The sequence below is a fragment of the Halarcobacter ebronensis genome, assembly GCF_013201825.1.
Classification (GTDB): Bacteria; Campylobacterota; Campylobacteria; order Campylobacterales; family Arcobacteraceae; genus Halarcobacter; species Halarcobacter ebronensis.
Map to the genome: position 1 here is coordinate 491,235 of NZ_CP053836.1, position 16,918 is coordinate 508,152.

16 protein-coding genes are annotated in these 16,918 nt (G+C 28.4%); 6 read left to right on the plus strand and 10 right to left on the minus strand.

Going from position 1 to position 16,918, the window contains the following annotated elements:
• Nucleotides 1-55 precede the first annotated feature (55 nt).
• Together AEBR_RS02505 and AEBR_RS02510 are read left to right on the plus strand one after the other, a co-directional pair.
• Nucleotides 56-733: a response regulator transcription factor gene (locus AEBR_RS02505; protein WP_129086916.1), complete on the plus strand. Its 678-nt coding sequence runs from the start codon at nt 56-58 to the stop codon at nt 731-733.
• 4 nt (nt 734-737) lie between these two features.
• The gene (locus AEBR_RS02510; protein ID WP_129086917.1) at nt 738-2,456 is read left to right on the plus strand and encodes a sensor histidine kinase; all 1,719 of its coding nucleotides are present in this window, start codon (nt 738-740) and stop codon (nt 2,454-2,456) included.
• A 12-nt stretch (nt 2,457-2,468) separates the two neighbouring features.
• Here AEBR_RS02510 and AEBR_RS02515 read toward each other — a convergent pair whose 3' ends face one another.
• From AEBR_RS02515 to AEBR_RS02545, 7 genes are all read right to left on the minus strand, one after another.
• Nucleotides 2,469-2,888: a DoxX family protein gene (locus AEBR_RS02515; RefSeq protein WP_129086918.1), complete on the minus strand. Its 420-nt coding sequence runs from the start codon at nt 2,886-2,888 to the stop codon at nt 2,469-2,471.
• Nucleotides 2,889-3,007: 119 nt separating this feature from the next.
• Nucleotides 3,008-5,332 (minus strand): TonB-dependent siderophore receptor, encoded by a 2,325-nt coding sequence (locus AEBR_RS02520; protein ID WP_129086919.1) that lies wholly within the window; start codon nt 5,330-5,332, stop codon nt 3,008-3,010.
• Between the two features lie 113 nt (nt 5,333-5,445).
• Nucleotides 5,446-6,417 carry a FecR family protein gene (locus AEBR_RS02525; RefSeq protein WP_129086920.1) on the minus strand — a complete coding sequence of 324 codons (972 nt, stop codon included), beginning with the start codon at nt 6,415-6,417 and terminating at the stop codon, nt 5,446-5,448.
• Nucleotides 6,410-6,895, minus strand: coding sequence for an RNA polymerase sigma factor (locus AEBR_RS02530; protein WP_129086921.1), 486 nt, complete (start codon nt 6,893-6,895; stop codon nt 6,410-6,412). Before AEBR_RS02530 ends, AEBR_RS02525 begins: the two co-directional genes overlap by 8 nt.
• A 7-nt stretch (nt 6,896-6,902) precedes the next feature.
• Entirely contained in the window at nt 6,903-7,400 is a 498-nt protein-coding gene (locus AEBR_RS02535; protein ID WP_172658838.1) for a hypothetical protein, read from the minus strand.
• A gap of 11 nt (nt 7,401-7,411) precedes the next feature.
• The gene (locus AEBR_RS02540; protein WP_129086922.1) at nt 7,412-8,989 is read right to left on the minus strand and encodes a PepSY-associated TM helix domain-containing protein; all 1,578 of its coding nucleotides are present in this window, start codon (nt 8,987-8,989) and stop codon (nt 7,412-7,414) included.
• 3 nt (nt 8,990-8,992) lie between these two features.
• The gene (locus AEBR_RS02545) at nt 8,993-9,310 is read right to left on the minus strand and encodes a hypothetical protein (RefSeq protein ID WP_228712163.1); all 318 of its coding nucleotides are present in this window, start codon (nt 9,308-9,310) and stop codon (nt 8,993-8,995) included.
• 158 nt (nt 9,311-9,468) lie between these two features.
• On the opposite strand from AEBR_RS02545, the gene serS reads away from it, so the two are divergent.
• Nucleotides 9,469-10,707 carry a serine--tRNA ligase gene (gene serS / locus AEBR_RS02550; RefSeq protein WP_129086923.1) on the plus strand — a complete coding sequence of 413 codons (1,239 nt, stop codon included), beginning with the start codon at nt 9,469-9,471 and terminating at the stop codon, nt 10,705-10,707.
• A gap of 12 nt (nt 10,708-10,719) precedes the next feature.
• Here the strand turns inward: serS and AEBR_RS02555 are convergent, their stop codons facing one another.
• Together AEBR_RS02555 and AEBR_RS02560 are read right to left on the minus strand one after the other, a co-directional pair.
• A complete protein-coding gene (locus AEBR_RS02555; RefSeq protein WP_129086924.1) occupies nt 10,720-12,714 on the minus strand; it encodes an EAL domain-containing response regulator in 1,995 nt (664 codons plus the stop codon).
• 61 nt (nt 12,715-12,775) lie between these two features.
• Complete coding sequence (locus AEBR_RS02560; protein ID WP_129086925.1) at nt 12,776-13,156, minus strand: hypothetical protein; 381 nt, start codon at nt 13,154-13,156, stop codon at nt 12,776-12,778.
• A 69-nt stretch (nt 13,157-13,225) separates the two neighbouring features.
• Here AEBR_RS02560 and AEBR_RS02565 point away from each other — a divergent pair, with 69 nt between their 5' ends.
• From AEBR_RS02565 to AEBR_RS02575, 3 genes are all read left to right on the plus strand, one after another.
• Nucleotides 13,226-14,188, plus strand: coding sequence for a glycosyl transferase (locus tag AEBR_RS02565; protein ID WP_129086926.1), 963 nt, complete (start codon nt 13,226-13,228; stop codon nt 14,186-14,188).
• Nucleotides 14,189-14,319: 131 nt separating this feature from the next.
• Complete coding sequence (gene ald / locus AEBR_RS02570) at nt 14,320-15,426, plus strand: alanine dehydrogenase (RefSeq protein WP_129086927.1); 1,107 nt, start codon at nt 14,320-14,322, stop codon at nt 15,424-15,426.
• 80 nt (nt 15,427-15,506) lie between these two features.
• Nucleotides 15,507-16,136, plus strand: coding sequence for a LysE family translocator (locus AEBR_RS02575; protein WP_228712164.1), 630 nt, complete (start codon nt 15,507-15,509; stop codon nt 16,134-16,136).
• A gap of 28 nt (nt 16,137-16,164) precedes the next feature.
• Here AEBR_RS02575 and AEBR_RS02580 read toward each other — a convergent pair whose 3' ends face one another.
• Nucleotides 16,165-16,914: an amino acid ABC transporter ATP-binding protein gene (locus tag AEBR_RS02580; RefSeq protein WP_323807950.1), complete on the minus strand. Its 750-nt coding sequence runs from the start codon at nt 16,912-16,914 to the stop codon at nt 16,165-16,167.
• Between the last annotated feature and the right edge of the window lie 4 nt (nt 16,915-16,918).

Sequence of the window (16,918 nt, forward strand, 5' to 3'; positions counted from 1 at the left end):
ATTCACTAATGATAATCACTATTAAAATTAAAGAATTTTTTATGTATAATTCCTTATGTCAAAAAATGAGTATAAAAATTTAAAAATATTATATGTTGAAGATGAAGAGTTAATTAGAAAAAATGCAGTCTCTTATTTAAATCGTTTATTCAATACTGTATTAGAGGCAAGTAATGCAATTGAGGCAATGCAGATAATAAATAAAGAGAGACCTCATGTTGTAATTACTGATATTAAAATGCCTAAATTAAATGGCTTGGATATGGTAAGAAAAATAAGACAGAGCGATAAAAATACGCAGTTTATTGTTCTTTCAGCTTTTACAGATACAAAATATCTTCTTGATGCTATTGATTTAGGACTTGTAAAATACCTTCCTAAACCTATACGCCATGAGGTAATTTATCCCCTATTAATGAGTTGTGCAAAGTTGGTTTTTGATAATAAGGATAATAAAAAATATTTTAATGAAAAGTGCTATTTTGATATGGCATCGGAGTTATTAATAGATAATGAAAAATGCATAAAACTAGCAAAAAATGAACAAGCTTTTTTAAGATTGCTTTGTAAAAAATCACCGCGAGCTGTTAGTTATGAGGAGTTACAAAATTTTGTATGGGGTGAAGAGTATATGAGTGAAAATGCAATAAGATTATTAGTTAGAGACTTAAGAAAAAAACTTCCAGAAGATACTATTAAAAATATTTCTAAGATAGGGTATAAAATAGATTAACTTTATGAAAGCACTCTTTTTTGTCCTTTTTTTTATCTCTAGTTTATACTCATCAAATCTTTATAAAAAACTTGTTAGTGCTTTATATATTTCAGAAGATTTTAAAACTTATAAATTGTTAACAAAGTATAACTATAAAGAGTATGATAATGTTAAATTAAAAGAGTTCTCTATAAAAATGGTGCTAAAAAAAGATGAGCTAAAAAATGAAACGTATTATATGAGCATTATCTCTGATTTTGATTCTCTAATTTATACAAATGTTGAGTATAAAAGAGTAAATAATATTGCGATAATAAAACTTGATAAGAATACACCAAATACAATTTTTTTTAATTACAACTATGAAAAACCAAAAAGAGGTGAGTTTAGATTTACACCATTAAATCAGTTTGAATATAGATATCTTCTCCCTTATGAAGGGATATTATATGGCGTAGCGTATGGAATAATCTTTTGTGCTTTTCTTTATTATCTTGTAATCTTTTTTTCAACAAAAAGAAAATGTTTTTTATATTACTCTTTAATGCAGTTTTGTGTTCTTTGTTCTTTGATAGGTTTTACATATTTAAGCTTTAGACCTTATGTAACAAATACTGAACAAGCAGTGATAGATCTTTTTGAAACATCTGCTTTTCTATTAACACTACTTTTTGCAAAAGAGGTTTTAGAGACAAAAAAGTTAATGCCCAAAATGGACAAGTTGCTAAACTTTTTTATATATCTAAATGTTGTTGATCTTTTTGCTATAACAATATTTAAATATTCAATCTTATATGAATATATGTCATTTTCAGTTGGTTTTATTATTCCAAGTATTGCAGGAGTAATTGCAGTATACAAAGGGAATAAACAAGCTATTTTTTACACCTTTGGTTGGCTTATTATGTCATTTTTCCTTTTTATATTACAAAATTATATGTTCCCTTTTAGTAGTATATATGGTATCCATATTGCTACGCCTTTAGAGTCTTTGATTTTTAGTTTTGCCCTTGGTCTTATGTTAAGAGATTTAGTAGATGAACAAAATGAAAAAGAGAAACTTCTTATTCATAAAAGTAAATTAATCTCAATGGGTGAAATGATAAATAATATAGCCCATCAATGGAGACAACCACTAACACATCTTGGCTATATAAATATGAATTTACAACTGGCTTTAGAAGATGAAAAAATAGATAGAAAGTTTGTAAAAGATAAAATTTGTGAGTCTAATGAACAAATTGATTTTATGTCTAATACAATTAATAGTTTTAGAGATTTTTATAAACCTGAAAAAGAGAAAGAGCTTTTTTATATCTCTCAAGCTGTACAAAACTCAATTGATATTATGAAACCACTTTTAGATATTTATGATATAAAACTAGAATTTATAGTTATTAAAGATAAAAAAGTAAGGTCGTATAAAAATGAGTATTCACAAGTAATTTTGAATTTAATTACTAATGCAAAAGATGAACTAATATTAAAATCAATTACAAATCCAAAAATTGTAATTAGAGTTGATCTTGTAGAGAATAAAAGTATAACTACAGTTTGTGATAATGCCGGAGGGATTAATAGCAAAATAATAGATAAAATATTTGAACCATATTTTTCTACAAAAGATGCAGGAAGTGGAATAGGGCTTTATATGTCAAGAACAATCATAAGTTCTCATTTCAAGGGAGAACTTACGGTTGAGAATAAAAAATTGGGTGCTTGTTTTAGTGTAAAAATCTAATCAATATAGTAATTAGTTTTTGTCAACACTATATTTACCTGCTCCAATAAACATAAGAACAACAGCACCAAGTAGAAATAAAAGAGGAGTTTCAACAACTACTCCACCTGTTTTTGAATTTAGTTCAAATATAGATGAACTATGAGCTAAATAGATTGCAAAAAACATTGTAATAGCATAAATAAAACTACTTATTCTTGTGTAAAGACCTAAAATAAGTAATATCGGTACAATAATTTCTCCCACATATACTCCATAAGCAACAAATTCAGGGAAACCTGAGTTAGCTACTAATCTTCTTATCCCCTCTATACCATTTTGAAATTTGAATAAACCATGAAATAACATTAAAAAGCCTAACATAAATCTAAGTAGTAACTTTCCAATATCTTCACTTAAAAAACTGGCCAAAAATTTCTCTATTGCTTTCATTAATACTCCTTCATAAATGGAGATTTTACAATAGTAAAGGTTAAAACAATTTTTATATGTTTATTTTATATTCAGCTTTTCATAATATTTATATTAGTTAAGGTTTAGTCTCTTTATAGTTAGAACTCCATTTTCATTAAAAAGGCTATATTTAATGGTTCACCAAAAGATGTTGAACTTCTCCAATACTCTTTATTGGTTAGATTTGTAACATTAACAATATAAGTTGTTGGATATTTATCCAATTTAGTTTTATATCTTAATCCTCCATCATAAACTGTATAAGATGGAATAACATCTGTATTTGCTCCATCTCTATATGATTTTCCTGTCCAATAAGCTCCACCAGTTATTGTTAACCCTTGAATAAATGGAATATTATATTCTGCATATAGTTTTGCCATTTTAGAAGCTGTATCTGTTGGCTTTTTACCTTCGTTTGCATTGGCTTTATCTATTTCTAAATCCATAATTGTTCCACCAGCAACAACTGTTAAATTTTCTGTTACTTTTCCAGTTAAAGTTAATTCTAATCCTTGATGAATTACTAAACCATCTTGTGTTAATTTTAATCCTGTTCCCTCTGATTCTTCATAAGAGTTTGCTTTTTCTATTCTAAAGAGTGCTGAACTTAAAAGTAAATTTTCTGAAAGAGAATATTTTGCTCCAACTTCATATTGTTTACTTACATAAGGATTAAATATCTCTCCAGCATTTGAATATAAATCTCCAACAATTGTACCACTTTCTAAAGATTCCATATAAGTTGCATAAGTTGTTAGATCTTCAAATGGTTTATAGATTAAAGATATACTGGGAGTAATATCATCTGCATCATATCCACCTGTTTTTTCACCATCAATATTGTAATTCTTTTCTTCCACTTTTGCATAATTAAAACCAACTAATGCACTCCAATTTTCATTAAATCTTATATCATCACCTATCATAATATTTGTTTTTTCATTGCGACTTGATAGATAAGTTTTATTATTTTCATTTCCTACATAAGTTGGTCTTGAAATATTGTTTAATTGCTCTAATGTATAATTTCCTAAATTAACCCATTCCCAAGCACCATCAATGCTATTACTTTTAGTTTTATTACCTGAAACTCCCATAGTTAAAGTATGCTCAACTTTTAATGTATTAAAATCAATATCTGCATAAACATAAGCACCTTGAGTTGTTGATGTTTGTGGCCAAGCTCTATAATAATTGAAGCTATATGTTCCATCAGAATTATCATAAACATAAGGCATAGACATATCATTTTCATGGTCAAGATGAATATATGCAGTTCTAAGTTTTATATTGTCATTGATTTGCCATAATGATTTAAATCCCAATCTATCTTGTGAACTATCAGAAAAAGTCCAATCTGGTGCATAACCTTGTTTAGGATTTAAAATAGTTGCAGATTGACTACTTACAAAATAGCTAGTTAATTTATCTGTATTATTTTTTTTATGAGATGCATCAAATGTAAAAATTAAATCATCAGTAATTCTCCAATCCAATGCACCAGCTACTAATTCTCTATCTATTTTTTGATTTTCAATTGATGTTTCACCATTTTGTTTTAAAGCATTTAATCTGTAAGAAAATTTTCCTTTTTCATCAATTTTTCCACCTAAATCAGCATGTATATAAGCTGCTTCATTTCCAGTAGTTCCAATAGTAAGATTTGTATGTCGCTCTAAAGTTGGTTTTTTTGTTACATAATTTACTGCTCCTCCAACATAACCCACACCATATAAAAACCCTGTTAAACCATTTAATACTTCTAATCTTTCAAGTTCTTCAGTTGTAACACCCTCTACCCAAGAAAAAGGAATACCATCTAATATATGATTTCCTGATACATCAAATCCTCTTATATTCATATTTGGAGTATTCCAACTATGTGAAGAAGTAGAAGTTGTTTTTACTTGAACAACAGGATTCATTTTAAAAACTTGGTCAATACCACTTGCAGTGTTTTCTATCATATCTTGTGAAACAACACTCATTTGATAAGGGGTGTCTTGTAAACTTCTATTTCCCCATAGACCTATACCTGAAATATCTTTTGATAGATATCCGTCTTCAGCTAAACCATCAGCACTCGCTAGAACATTTATTTCACCTAAAGAATTTGTATTTTCAGATTTTTTCTCTTTGATAATAATAGTGTCATTTTTTATTTCTGCTTCAAGTCCACACTCTTTTAAGATAATTGAAAGTGCATTTTTAGAACCTTTTATATTTTCCATTTTTTGTATTTTTTTATCTTTTAGTAGATTACTATCTACAATATATGGTAATCCAATATCTTCACTTATTCTTTCTATTGCCTCTTTAAGAGGCATAGATTCTAGATTGTAAATCTTTTCAGCATATACATTTGAGTATAAAAGCAGTGTTAAAGCTGGCACAATTAAAGATTTTTTCAAAAGATTCATTTTTCTTTCCTTATTTTTTTAACTAATGATTTTGAGAATTATTCTCTATAATGTAAGACGGAGATATTTAAAAAAGAGGACATCAAAAATATATAAATTTTAAAATTTTATAGTTATTGTTTTTTATTGATACTAATAGTGTTTTCTTTTTTTTCAATGGCAATTGGATAAAGAGTTGTTAAAGAATCAAAGAATTTTTCTATTTGTGAATTTTTAAACTGTCCTGTAATTAGTTGTTTTTCTTGGAATTCATAATTAATCTTGATTTTGTCATTTGTATATCTTGAGAATATTTTTATTGCATCTTTAACTAAAGTATTATCAAATATGAGATAGTTACTTTTCCAAGTGGCAATATCTTCAATTGGTATTGTTGACAAATTTAGAATTTTGCCATATTCATCAAGAATAATTTTTTCTCCTTTACTAAGTAGTGCAAGAGTTTGGAGTGTGTCATTCTCCATAATTTTAGAAATTTTTACAACTCCTTCTTTTACACTTATTGTTGTAATTTTATCAAGATTCTTAACTTCAAATGCAGTTCCTACTACCCTTATATTTGTCTTTTCTGATATTATATTAAAAGGTCTTGATTTATCTTTAGCAACATCAAACATCACTTGACCATAATAAAGTTTGACTACTCTTTGTTTATTATAGAGTTTTACATCTAGTTTAGTTTTAGCATCAATTTCTAATTTTGTTCCATCTAAAAGAGTTATTTGGTTTGTTAAAATATTTGTTTTAAGATTACTCTCATATATTGGAGAATAGTAGTTTACTCCTTGAAATATAGAAAAGAATATTAGAACAAGTAACGTTGCAGCAAAAGAGTATTTTTTTGTATATTCAAAAAATTTTGTTTTTTTTGCTCCTTTTTGAGCTTCATCTATTAGATTATCTAAATATTTTTCATCTAAAGAGTTACAAAGGGATTCGATTTTTATTAAATAATTGTAAGCTTGTTTATGAGTATTATCCTCATCTAGCCATTTTCTAAATTTTTGTTTTTCTTCTAAAGTGATATTTTCTTTATTACAGGCAAACCAATATGAAGCTTGTTCTTCCACTATTTTATTATTCATTTAAATCCCAACCTTGGAAAGTGATATATTCTTTTATTTTTAGTGTTGCACGGCTTATATGTTTTTGTGTTGCATTTACACTTATTCCCATACTTTTAGAGATTTGTTGTGTATCTAATCCTTTTACAAAATGCAAAACAAAGGCTTGCTTACTTCTTGAAGGAAGAGTTTCTATAGCTTCTTTTATCATATTTTGTTTAACAAGTTCAAGAATTTGCTCTTCAGGAAATTCTTCATTTGGAGTTACATACTTTTCTTCTTCAAAAACAATTTTTTTAATATTTTTTTCTTTTCTTGCTGTATCTATAACTAAGTTTTTTGCAATTTTATACAAAAAAGCTCTTTTATTATTTATTGAAGTTTTTGAATTAGTTTCAAGAGCTTTTAAATATGTTTCTTGAACAATATCTGTTACATACTCTTTATTTCCAATTATTTTATGGACAAATCTTTCAATCTCCTTATAGTAGTGCAACATAAAAATTTTAATCTTTTTGTTTTATTTGTGCCAATATCTTATTTGTGTTCAATCTACTAAAATATATGGTAAAACCAATTAATATGAAAGCTAATATAAATAGTATTACTGTAGAGTTATTCCATTCATTTGTTGTACTTCTTGGTTGAGATAGAGTACTACTATTTACTAAAGCTTTATTAAGAGCCTCTTTTTTGAAACCCTCTTGTGGAGGAATTCCTTTTTCAACAACTTGGTGACTTGGTCCACCATCAAGAACTATCTGATAAGGTTCTTTGGGTATTTCAACTGTTAGTTCACTTGACTCTGGGAGTCTTTGTTTAAAAAGGATAGTTCCATTAACTAATGATTCTAGTCTAAGCATTGCTCCAGGAGCTAATTGTCCTGTTGTAAATTCACCTGCAATGGTGATTGTATTATCTTCATTATCCATTACATTCATTAATAATGAGTGTCCAAAAAGAGATGAACAAAAGAGTATTGTAAGTAACATATATTTTTTCATAAGAATTCCTTTTAAAGTCTTTTTTTCCAAAAAATTTCTATTTGTTCTCTATTTTTAGGAAGTATTTTTGAGATTATAAATAGAATAATTCCAAATAGAAAAAGTCCAATATCAACACTTAAAATTTCATACATCTCTTCTTTATATAAAGATTCAGGAGAGAAACCGCTTCCATAAAAATGTGCAAGGGGTGCTAATATAAAGAAAATTGCTCCAAGAAGCAGAAACTCTTTTGCTGCTTTATATGATTCCAATCTATAAAAAGACCACATTAAAGTTGAAAGCCAAAAAATAAAAAACAAACCCTTTTGCCATATAAATCTATCTTGTAAATCAAATGGTAAAATCCATTGAAGTAAAAAGAGAAGTCCAGTTGAAGGAATTACACCTACCATAACACTTAAAGAGAGTTTTCCCATCCAGTTATATATAGGGATTTTTTTTGGAAACTTTCTACTTTTTTTCTCCAAATACAATAAAACACCAAATCCCAAAGCAAAAGTCGAAGCAAGCATTAAAAGTGAGATTAAAAGTCTAGTTGCAGTATCTACACCAAAAAGAAGATGTAAAAAATAGATACTATCATAAACCAAAGAGGACCAGTGTTTGTCCAATACTCTTTTATCTTCAATAAGTGAACCATCTTTCGCACTAAGGGTTATACTTGGTCTATTTGAGATACCATTTAAAAAAGGCATATATGGATTATACCCTTCTATTTTTACCCTTGCACTACTATCTTTCCAATTTATTAAAGTAAGTTTTTGAAAATCAACATTTGGGTTTATTTTTTGAGCTTTTTTAATAAGTTCACTTATTGGCAACATTGTAGAGCTTTCATTAGTTCTTTCTATATGAGCTATTTGAGGATATAAAACAGGTCCTACATATCTCCATATCTCTGAGGATTCACCTTTTGATGTAATATATGTCATTGGTTTTGAACCAATAAAACCTATATTCATCATAGCTCCCGTTAGGGTAATTATTATAAAAGGAGGGAAAAGCCAAGTAAAAATTTTCCTATGCCACTTTGAAAATTTGCTTTGATTATTTTTTCCATTATCTTTATATTTTATTGTGATAACTTGAACTAAACCACCAATTACTAAAAACATAACTGCAACTGCCATAAAACCAAAAACTGTATATCCAAAACTCTTTAATGGACCACCATAATGCATTGTATTTAAAAAACTTGCAAGTTGAGATTGATCACCTTCATTCTCTAACTTTTGTGAATTATTTGGATTAAAAATTATTGGCTCAACAAATTGATGTGATATTTTTAGCACAGGATCATGTTGGTATCCAGGCAAGGTAATTATTATATTGTTTTTTGGAAAATCAGGGTCAGAGATTACAGGATCAATCATTGAAGAGTAGTCAATCTTTGTAATATCAGCTGCTTTAAAATGTCTTGAAGGTTTTTCCCAAACTTGAATAAAAGGCAACAAAATTGCAAAAATTCCAAAAAAGAGAGCCATATACATTAGCAGTGAAAAACTTATTCCAGTTGTTGCATGAACCCTTTGGAGTTTTTGTTTAAAAATTTTATTTTTCTCTTGTTTTGATAAGTTATGAGTCATTATTTACCTTAAATAGAATATAAAAATTAAAATGATAAATATTGTTGTAGGTATAATTACTCTTTTTAGAGCAATTAGTTTTGAAGCTGACACTGAAATCCAAAGTGCTGCAATTGACCAAGCTAAAGTATTAAATAATAGTGGCATAGTAATAGACTCTCCCAAACTTCCTGGAATAATATATACCAAAAAAGTCATTGCAGTGTAAGCAACCAGAAGACCACCAAGTATTGCACAAAAAGTTATAAAAAGTCCTATTTTCTTGCTGTTTAACAGCGGTTTGTTTAGCTCTTTATATAGTAAATTTATTTTATCAATCAATTTTATACCTAATTCAATTTTGATAATTGTAATCATTTGTAAGTAAAAAAAGTCTTAATTTATTACCTTTCATGACAACTAAGATTTATAAAGAGTTTTGCTTTAACTTATTATGTAAAAAATTAGATATAATTTGCAAAAAATTTGGAAAGAGTATTATGATTGATATAAAATTGCTTCAAAATGATTTTGATACAGTAGCTGCATCTTTAATAAAAAAAGGAGTAGATGCAGAGATTTTAAATAATTTGAAAAGTCTTTCAGAGAATACAAAAACAAAAAGACAAGAGATGGAAGATGTTACAGCATCTCAAAACAGATTGTCAAAAGAGTTTGGAAGATATAAAAAAGAGGGCTTAGATATTGCTTCTCTTCAAAATGAGATAAATGGTTTAAAATTAAAAAAACAAGAACTTGAAGAAGAGGTAAAAGTTTTGGAAGATAACCTTTCTTCTATAATTCTTGGTATTCCAAATATTCCTGATGACACTGTTCCTATTGGGCTTGATGAGAGTGAAAATGTAGTACTTAGACAAATAGGAGAAAAACCAAAATTTGATTTTGAACCAAAAGAGCATTGGGATTTAAATAATGGCTGGCTTGATTTTGAAAGAGGTGTTAAATTAGCAAAATCAAGATTTTCTGCAATTAAAGGGCAGGGTGCTAGATTAGAGAGAGCACTTATTAACTATATGTTAGATTTTAATAGAAGTAGAGGTTTTGAAGAGTGGTATGTTCCTTTTATGGCAAATACTAATACTCTTCAAGGAACAGGGCAACTTCCAAAATTTGAAGAGGATCTTTTTAAAATTGAAGGAGAGGATCTATATCTTATTCCAACAGCAGAGGTTAGCCTTACAAATTTATATAATGATGAGATTCTTCCAATAGAAGAGTTACCTTTATTGATGACTTCATATACTCCTTGTTTTAGAAAAGAAGCAGGAAGTGCAGGAAGAGATACAAGAGGACTTATTAGACAACATCAATTTGACAAAGTAGAAATGGTGGCAATTACAAAACAAGAAGAGTCTGATGAGATTTTTGAAAAGATGGTTTCATGTGCAAGTGATCTGTTAACATCTTTAGGATTAGCTCACCAAAAAGTGATGCTTTGCAGTGGAGATTTAGGTTTTAGTGCAGCTAAAACTATTGACCTTGAAGTTTGGCTTCCAGGACAAGGGAAATATAGAGAGATTTCATCTATTTCTAATACAAGAGATTTTCAAGCAAGACGAGCAAAAATCAGATATAAAGATGGAAAGAAAAATACTTTAGCTCACACTTTAAATGGTTCATCTTTAGCTGTAGGAAGAACACTTGTGGCTATTATGGAAAATTATCAACAAGAAGATGGTAGCGTAAAAATACCTGCAGTTTTAGAAAAGTATATGTAAGAAGGAGACTTCTTACATCAACTTCATAGGTTTACCAAAATAGAAACCTTGTGAGTAATCAACTCCAAGTTCTGTTAAAATATTATAAATTTTCTCATTTTCAACATACTCTGCAATAGTTTCAAGCCCTTGTTTTTTCGCAAAAGTTACAATAGTTTCAACTAAGTTTCTACTAAAATTATCTGTTTCAATATTTTTAATTAGGCTTCCGTCAATTTTTAAAATATCAGGAGAGTACTCTAAAAGTCTTTCAAAGTTTGAGTAACCACTACCAAAGTCATCAATGGCAATTTTTACATCTCCAATACTTTTTACAGATTTAATAAAATCTTTTACAAGTCTAAAATCTTTTATGTTTTCATCTTCTAAAAGTTCAAAGGTTACTCTTCCTTTATACTCTCTTTTTGAAATTAGTTTATATAAAGTATCTCTAATAATTTGATTCTCTATATCTAAAACAGAGAGGTTGATACTTATATTATCTTTTATATGATCTAATATTTCAAAAGAGTTTTCAATAACTCTTTTTGTGATTTTTGTATAATAACTCCCTTTTTTTGAAACATCTAAAAAGAAATATGGAGAGACAATTTCTCCTTCTTCATTTATAAGTCTAACCAAAGACTCATATTTTACAATCTCTTTTGTTGAGTTATTTATTATTGGTTGGAAAAAAGATACAATTCTTGAGTTGTCTAAAGCTTTTTTTACCATTTGAATTGTTTCAAGATTTCTCTTTGCAGTATCTTGTGCCTCTTCAAGAAGTTGATTTGCAAAGATTAGATTTTTATTCTCTTCAACTGCTTTTTCTATCCCATATCGCACATTTTCATATAAATTATTATGTCCAAAGCTATAACTTACAATAACTCTTATATCATATTCAATATTTTCAAGTTCAATAGTACTCTCTTTTACATTGTTTACAAACTGCGCTAGTTGGATATGAATCAATTTTTTTGAGTATGAAGTGTCCGCTTCATCAAAATCCTCTAGTAGGGCAAAACACCCATCTCCTAAAGTAAAAATTCTACTAAAACTTTTATTATTTGGCATATGGTCTAAAAGAGTTTTCCCATAGATTGATTCAATTTTTTCAATTGTTTTTGCATCATAAAATTTATCCAAAATATCAAAATTTTCTATTTGAATCATAATCAAAAGGGAGTTTTTTGTTGATTCTAGGTAACTTAATAGTTGTTTTTTCTCACTCATTATTTCACTTATATCATTTCTAAGTGCAATATATTCAATAATATTTCCTTCGTCATCAAGAAGAGGTTTTATAATTGTTTTTACAAAATAAGGTTTTCCACTTTTTGAGAGATTTTTAACAACACCTTCCCAAGGTTTTTTCTCAATACTTATAGTCTCCCACATCTTTTTATAAAACTCTTTTGGATTATCTGGGTGTCTTATAATAGAGTGAGATTTTCCTATAAGTTCCTCTTTTGAGTATTCTGATATTTTTATAAAATTATCATTTACATAGGTAATTATCCCTTTTGTATCTGTTTTTGAAATAATTGAAGCTTTATTTGTAATATCTCTATACTGATTCAAAAGTGCAAGATTTTTTTTACTCTCTTTATAAACAAGTGTTTTTTCCAATACTTTTAAAATAACATTTTTAAATTGGGTTGGATCAAGTGGTTTTAAGATAAAGCCATCAATTCCAGCTTGAATAGCTTTTACCATATACTCCTGCTCCCCATGTGCAGAGATAACTATAATAGGAATATGTAAATCAAGCTCCCTAATATGCTCTATTAAGTCAATTCCATTCATTATTGGCATATTAATATCTGTTAATATCAGATCATATTTATCTTTTCTAAATTTTTCTAGAGCCTCTTTACCATTTTGTGCAAGATCGATATTCTTTATAAAAATCTTTAAGATATTTGACACTGCCTCTGCTACAGAGAGAGTATCTTCTGCATACAAAACTTTTAAATTTTTTGCTTCAAGAAGCAAGTTATTAGAGAATTCTTTTTGATAATCCATATTAACCTATTTTATTATTTTAAATTTTGTTCTAGTTATTATAACTTGTGAATATTATGATTTACTTAACAAATACTCTTGCATCATAAAGATCTTTTCCTAGAAAAACTTCTATTACTCCATTTGTTACTGTATAGTGTTTAAAAGTTATTATTTTTCCTATAATAATATTATTTTTATTCGTAATAGGTTCAGAATTTTCATAATGACCTATAGAGTCTCCAATTTTAACAGTTGGTTTGGTATTAGATATTTCTCCTCTTAAAAATATCTTTGTATAGCAAGTACCATTATAATCTCTTTTAGTTTTTCTAACATTTTGGATATTTTCGCCAACTCCATTTTCGTCAAAAATTCCTATGGCAAACATCTGTTTTATATTGGTTTCAAAAGCAAATAGTTTGATACTTAAAATAGCAATTATCAAAATAAGATTTTTCATATTTTATTCTACAATATTTTTCTATTTATATTGTGATAAAATAGGATAAATTTTTAAAATGGATATGCAATGAATTTTTTTAAATATATAAAAGCAGTAGGAACTGGACCAAAATCAAATAGAGATTTAACAAAAGAAGAGATTAAAGAGGCTATAGAAGGTATTCTAGAACAGAAGTGTGAGAGTGAACAAGCAGCAGCTTTTTTAATGCTTTTAAGGGTAAAACTTGAATCTGATGATGAGTTAAAAGGGTGTTTACAAACCTTTAAAAAATATATAAAAAGAGAAACTCTTCCTCAATCAGTTGAGCTTGGTTACTCTTATGATGGAAAATCAAATCAACCTTATCTTTTTCCTTTATACGCTCCAATATTAAATGATTTTTTTAGTAGATATAAGGATATTGAACCTTTTGATATTGTAATAAGTGGAGATGAACTTCAACCTGCAAAAAATGGAGTAACAGTAAAAGAGTTAGCAACTGCTGTCAAGCTAGATGAAAGAATACACTTTTTTGATAGAAAAGAGTACTTTAGTGAGCTTTCAGCTCTTACTTCACTTAGAAAAAAACTATATATGAGAACTATTTTTAATACAGTAGAAAAACTTTTAAATCCTGCAAACTCAAAATACGCTCTTACTTCTGCTTTTCATAAACCCTATGTGGAAAAGTATAATAAACTTTTTGGTGATAGTTATGAAAACTTGGTAATCATAAAAGGTAGTGAAGGTGCACCTGAAGTATTTAATGATTTTAAATATTGGATTAAAAAAGATGGAAATATAGTTGAAGAGAGTATTAAACTCTTAGATTTGGATATTGAATATAATCAAACATATGAAGATTTAGCTCTGGAAGGAATGGTTGAAATCATTAACAATCCAACTCCTGAATTAATTAAAATAGTTAAACTAAATGTAGCAATTTTACTTTTTACAACAAAAAGAGTTGATTCAATTAACAAAGCTTACGAGATGTTAAATGTAAAAGATGGAAATTTTATAAATTTCTTTAAAAAACTATTCTCATAAAAGAGGCAAATGCCTCTTTTCAGCTAACAATCAAACCCATTAAAAAAATTTAATTTGTTTAAAAAATATCCATTATTAGATTAAAATGTATGATATAATTTAATTAAATTAAAATATTTAAAGGAATTAAAATGAAAATAGGTTTGATTAAAGAGATCAAAGTACATGAATATAGAGTTGGATTAACTCCAAGTTGTGTGGAGGCTTATGTACAAAATGGACACACTGTATTTGTTGAAAAAGATGCAGGTATTGGTGCAGGATTTGAAAACTCTGAATACGAAGCAGTTGGAGCTATTATTGAAGCAGACAAAAAGAAAATCTTTGATGAAAGTGAAATGATTGTAAAAGTTAAAGAGCCATTGCCAGAGGAGTATGACCTTTTCCATGAAGGGCAAATCCTTTATACTTACTTACATATAGCAGCAGATAAACCACAAGCACAAATGTTATTAGATAAAAAAGTAAAAGCAGTTGCTTATGAGACAATTACAAGTCCTGAGGGTGGACTTCCTTGTTTAACTCCAATGAGTGAAATTGCAGGAAGACTTGCAGCTCAAGAGGGTGCAAAATATTTAGAAAAACCTTTTGGTGGAAGAGGAGTTCTTTTAGGTGGAGTTCCTGGTGTACAAAGGGGTAATGTTGTAATCATAGGTGGTGGAATTGTTGGTCTTAACGCTTGCAAAATGGCAGTTGGATTAGGAGCAAATGTAACAGTTCTTGATATTTCTGCTTCAAGACTTGCTTTTTATGATGACTTATTTGGTTCTCAAGTTAATACACTATTTTCAAATAGAGCAAATATTTTAAAAGCAATCAAAGAGGCTGATTTGGTAATTGGTGCAGTTTTAATTCCTGGTGCAGCAGCTCCAAAACTTGTAAGAAAAGATGATTTAAAACTTATGAAAAAAAGTTCTGTAATTGTGGATGTGGCAATTGATCAAGGTGGATGTTTTGAAACTTCAAAAGCAACATACCATGATAATCCAACCTTTGTTGTAAATGATGTTGTTCACTATTGTGTTGCAAATATGCCAGGTGCTGTATCTTTAACTTCAACATTAGCACTTACTGCAACAACATTAAGACATGGTTTAGCAATAGCTAATAAAGGATTAGAAAAGGCTCTATCTGATGATAAACATCTATTAAATGGTCTTAATACTTATGATGGAAAATTGACAAATGAGGCTGTTGCAAAGAGTTTAGGTATAGCTTACGAAGCTATTTCATTTTAATTAAACTAAAGACTAGAGGAGAAAATTCTCCTCTTTTTTATCTTTTTTGATATATAATCCAAATTTTAAAAGGCACTATTTTGGATTTAATAAATTTCACACTACTTTTAGTTTTTATACCAACTTTCTTTTTTGTTTCAATTACTCCTGGAATGTGTATGACTTTGGCTCTTAGCATGGGAATGAGTATTGGATTAAAAAGAACTTTTTATATGATGTATGGAGAGTTACTTGGTGTTGGTCTTGTTGCAACTTCTTCTGTAATTGGTGTTGCAACTATTATGCTTAAATACCCAACAATATTTCTATTTTTAAAATATGGTGGAGGTTTGTATTTAGGTTATTTGGGTATTCAAATGTGGATGTCAAAGGGTAAAATGGCACTTAAACTTGATAAAAGTTGCCAATATGATATTTCAAAAAAATCTCTTGCAATGCAAGGATTTATAACAGCAATTGCAAATCCAAAAGGGTGGGCATTTTTTATTGCATTACTTCCACCTTTTATTGATGAAAAATTACCTATGATATCTCAGCTTCCAATTTTGATATTAATGATATTATCTTTAGAGTTTTCATGTCTTATTATTTATGCAAGTGGAGGAAGTACATTAAGAAAGATTTTACAAAATAGTTCGAATGTTAAACTTATAAATAAAATAGCTGGAACAATGATGATAGGAATTGGTATCTGGCTAGCATCAAGTTAAGGAAGAACCTAAAAGAGAAAACTCTCTTTTAGTGATCTAAAATTTGTTCTAAAAATAGTTTAAGTCTATCAGATTGTGGATTCTCAAAGAACTCAATTGGAGTATTCTCTTCAACTATTTGACCTGCATCCATAAAAATTACTCTATCAGCAACTTTTTTTGCAAATCCCATTTCGTGTGTTACACAAACCATAGTAATTCCATCTTGAGCAAGTTCTGTCATAACATCTAAAACCTCTCCAATCATTTCAGGGTCTAGTGCTGAGGTTGGTTCATCAAAAAGCATAATATCTGGATTGTTGCAAAGACATCTAGCAATTGCCACCCTTTGTTGTTGTCCACCAGATAATTGGTTTGGATATTTGTGTGCTTGTTCAGCAATTTTTACTCTCTCTAAATAGTGCATTGCTGTTTCAATTGCTTGTTTTCTTGGAACTTTTGAAACCCAAGTTGGAGCAAGAATTAGGTTTTCTAAAATAGATAAATGAGGGAAAAGATTAAAGTGTTGAAATACCATTCCAACATGTTTTCTAATCTCTCTAATTCTCTTAACATCTTCTGTTAATTCCATACCTTTTACAATAATACTACCCTCTTGAAAAGGTTCAAGCCTGTTGATACATCTAATTGTTGTAGATTTACCAGAACCAGAAGGACCACAAATTACAATCCTTTCCCCTTTTTTAACTTGAAGATTTACATCTTTTAGTACGTGAAAATCTCCATACCATTTATTAACATTGCTCATTTCAATCATATTATCTATAATTTTTGCCATTTTC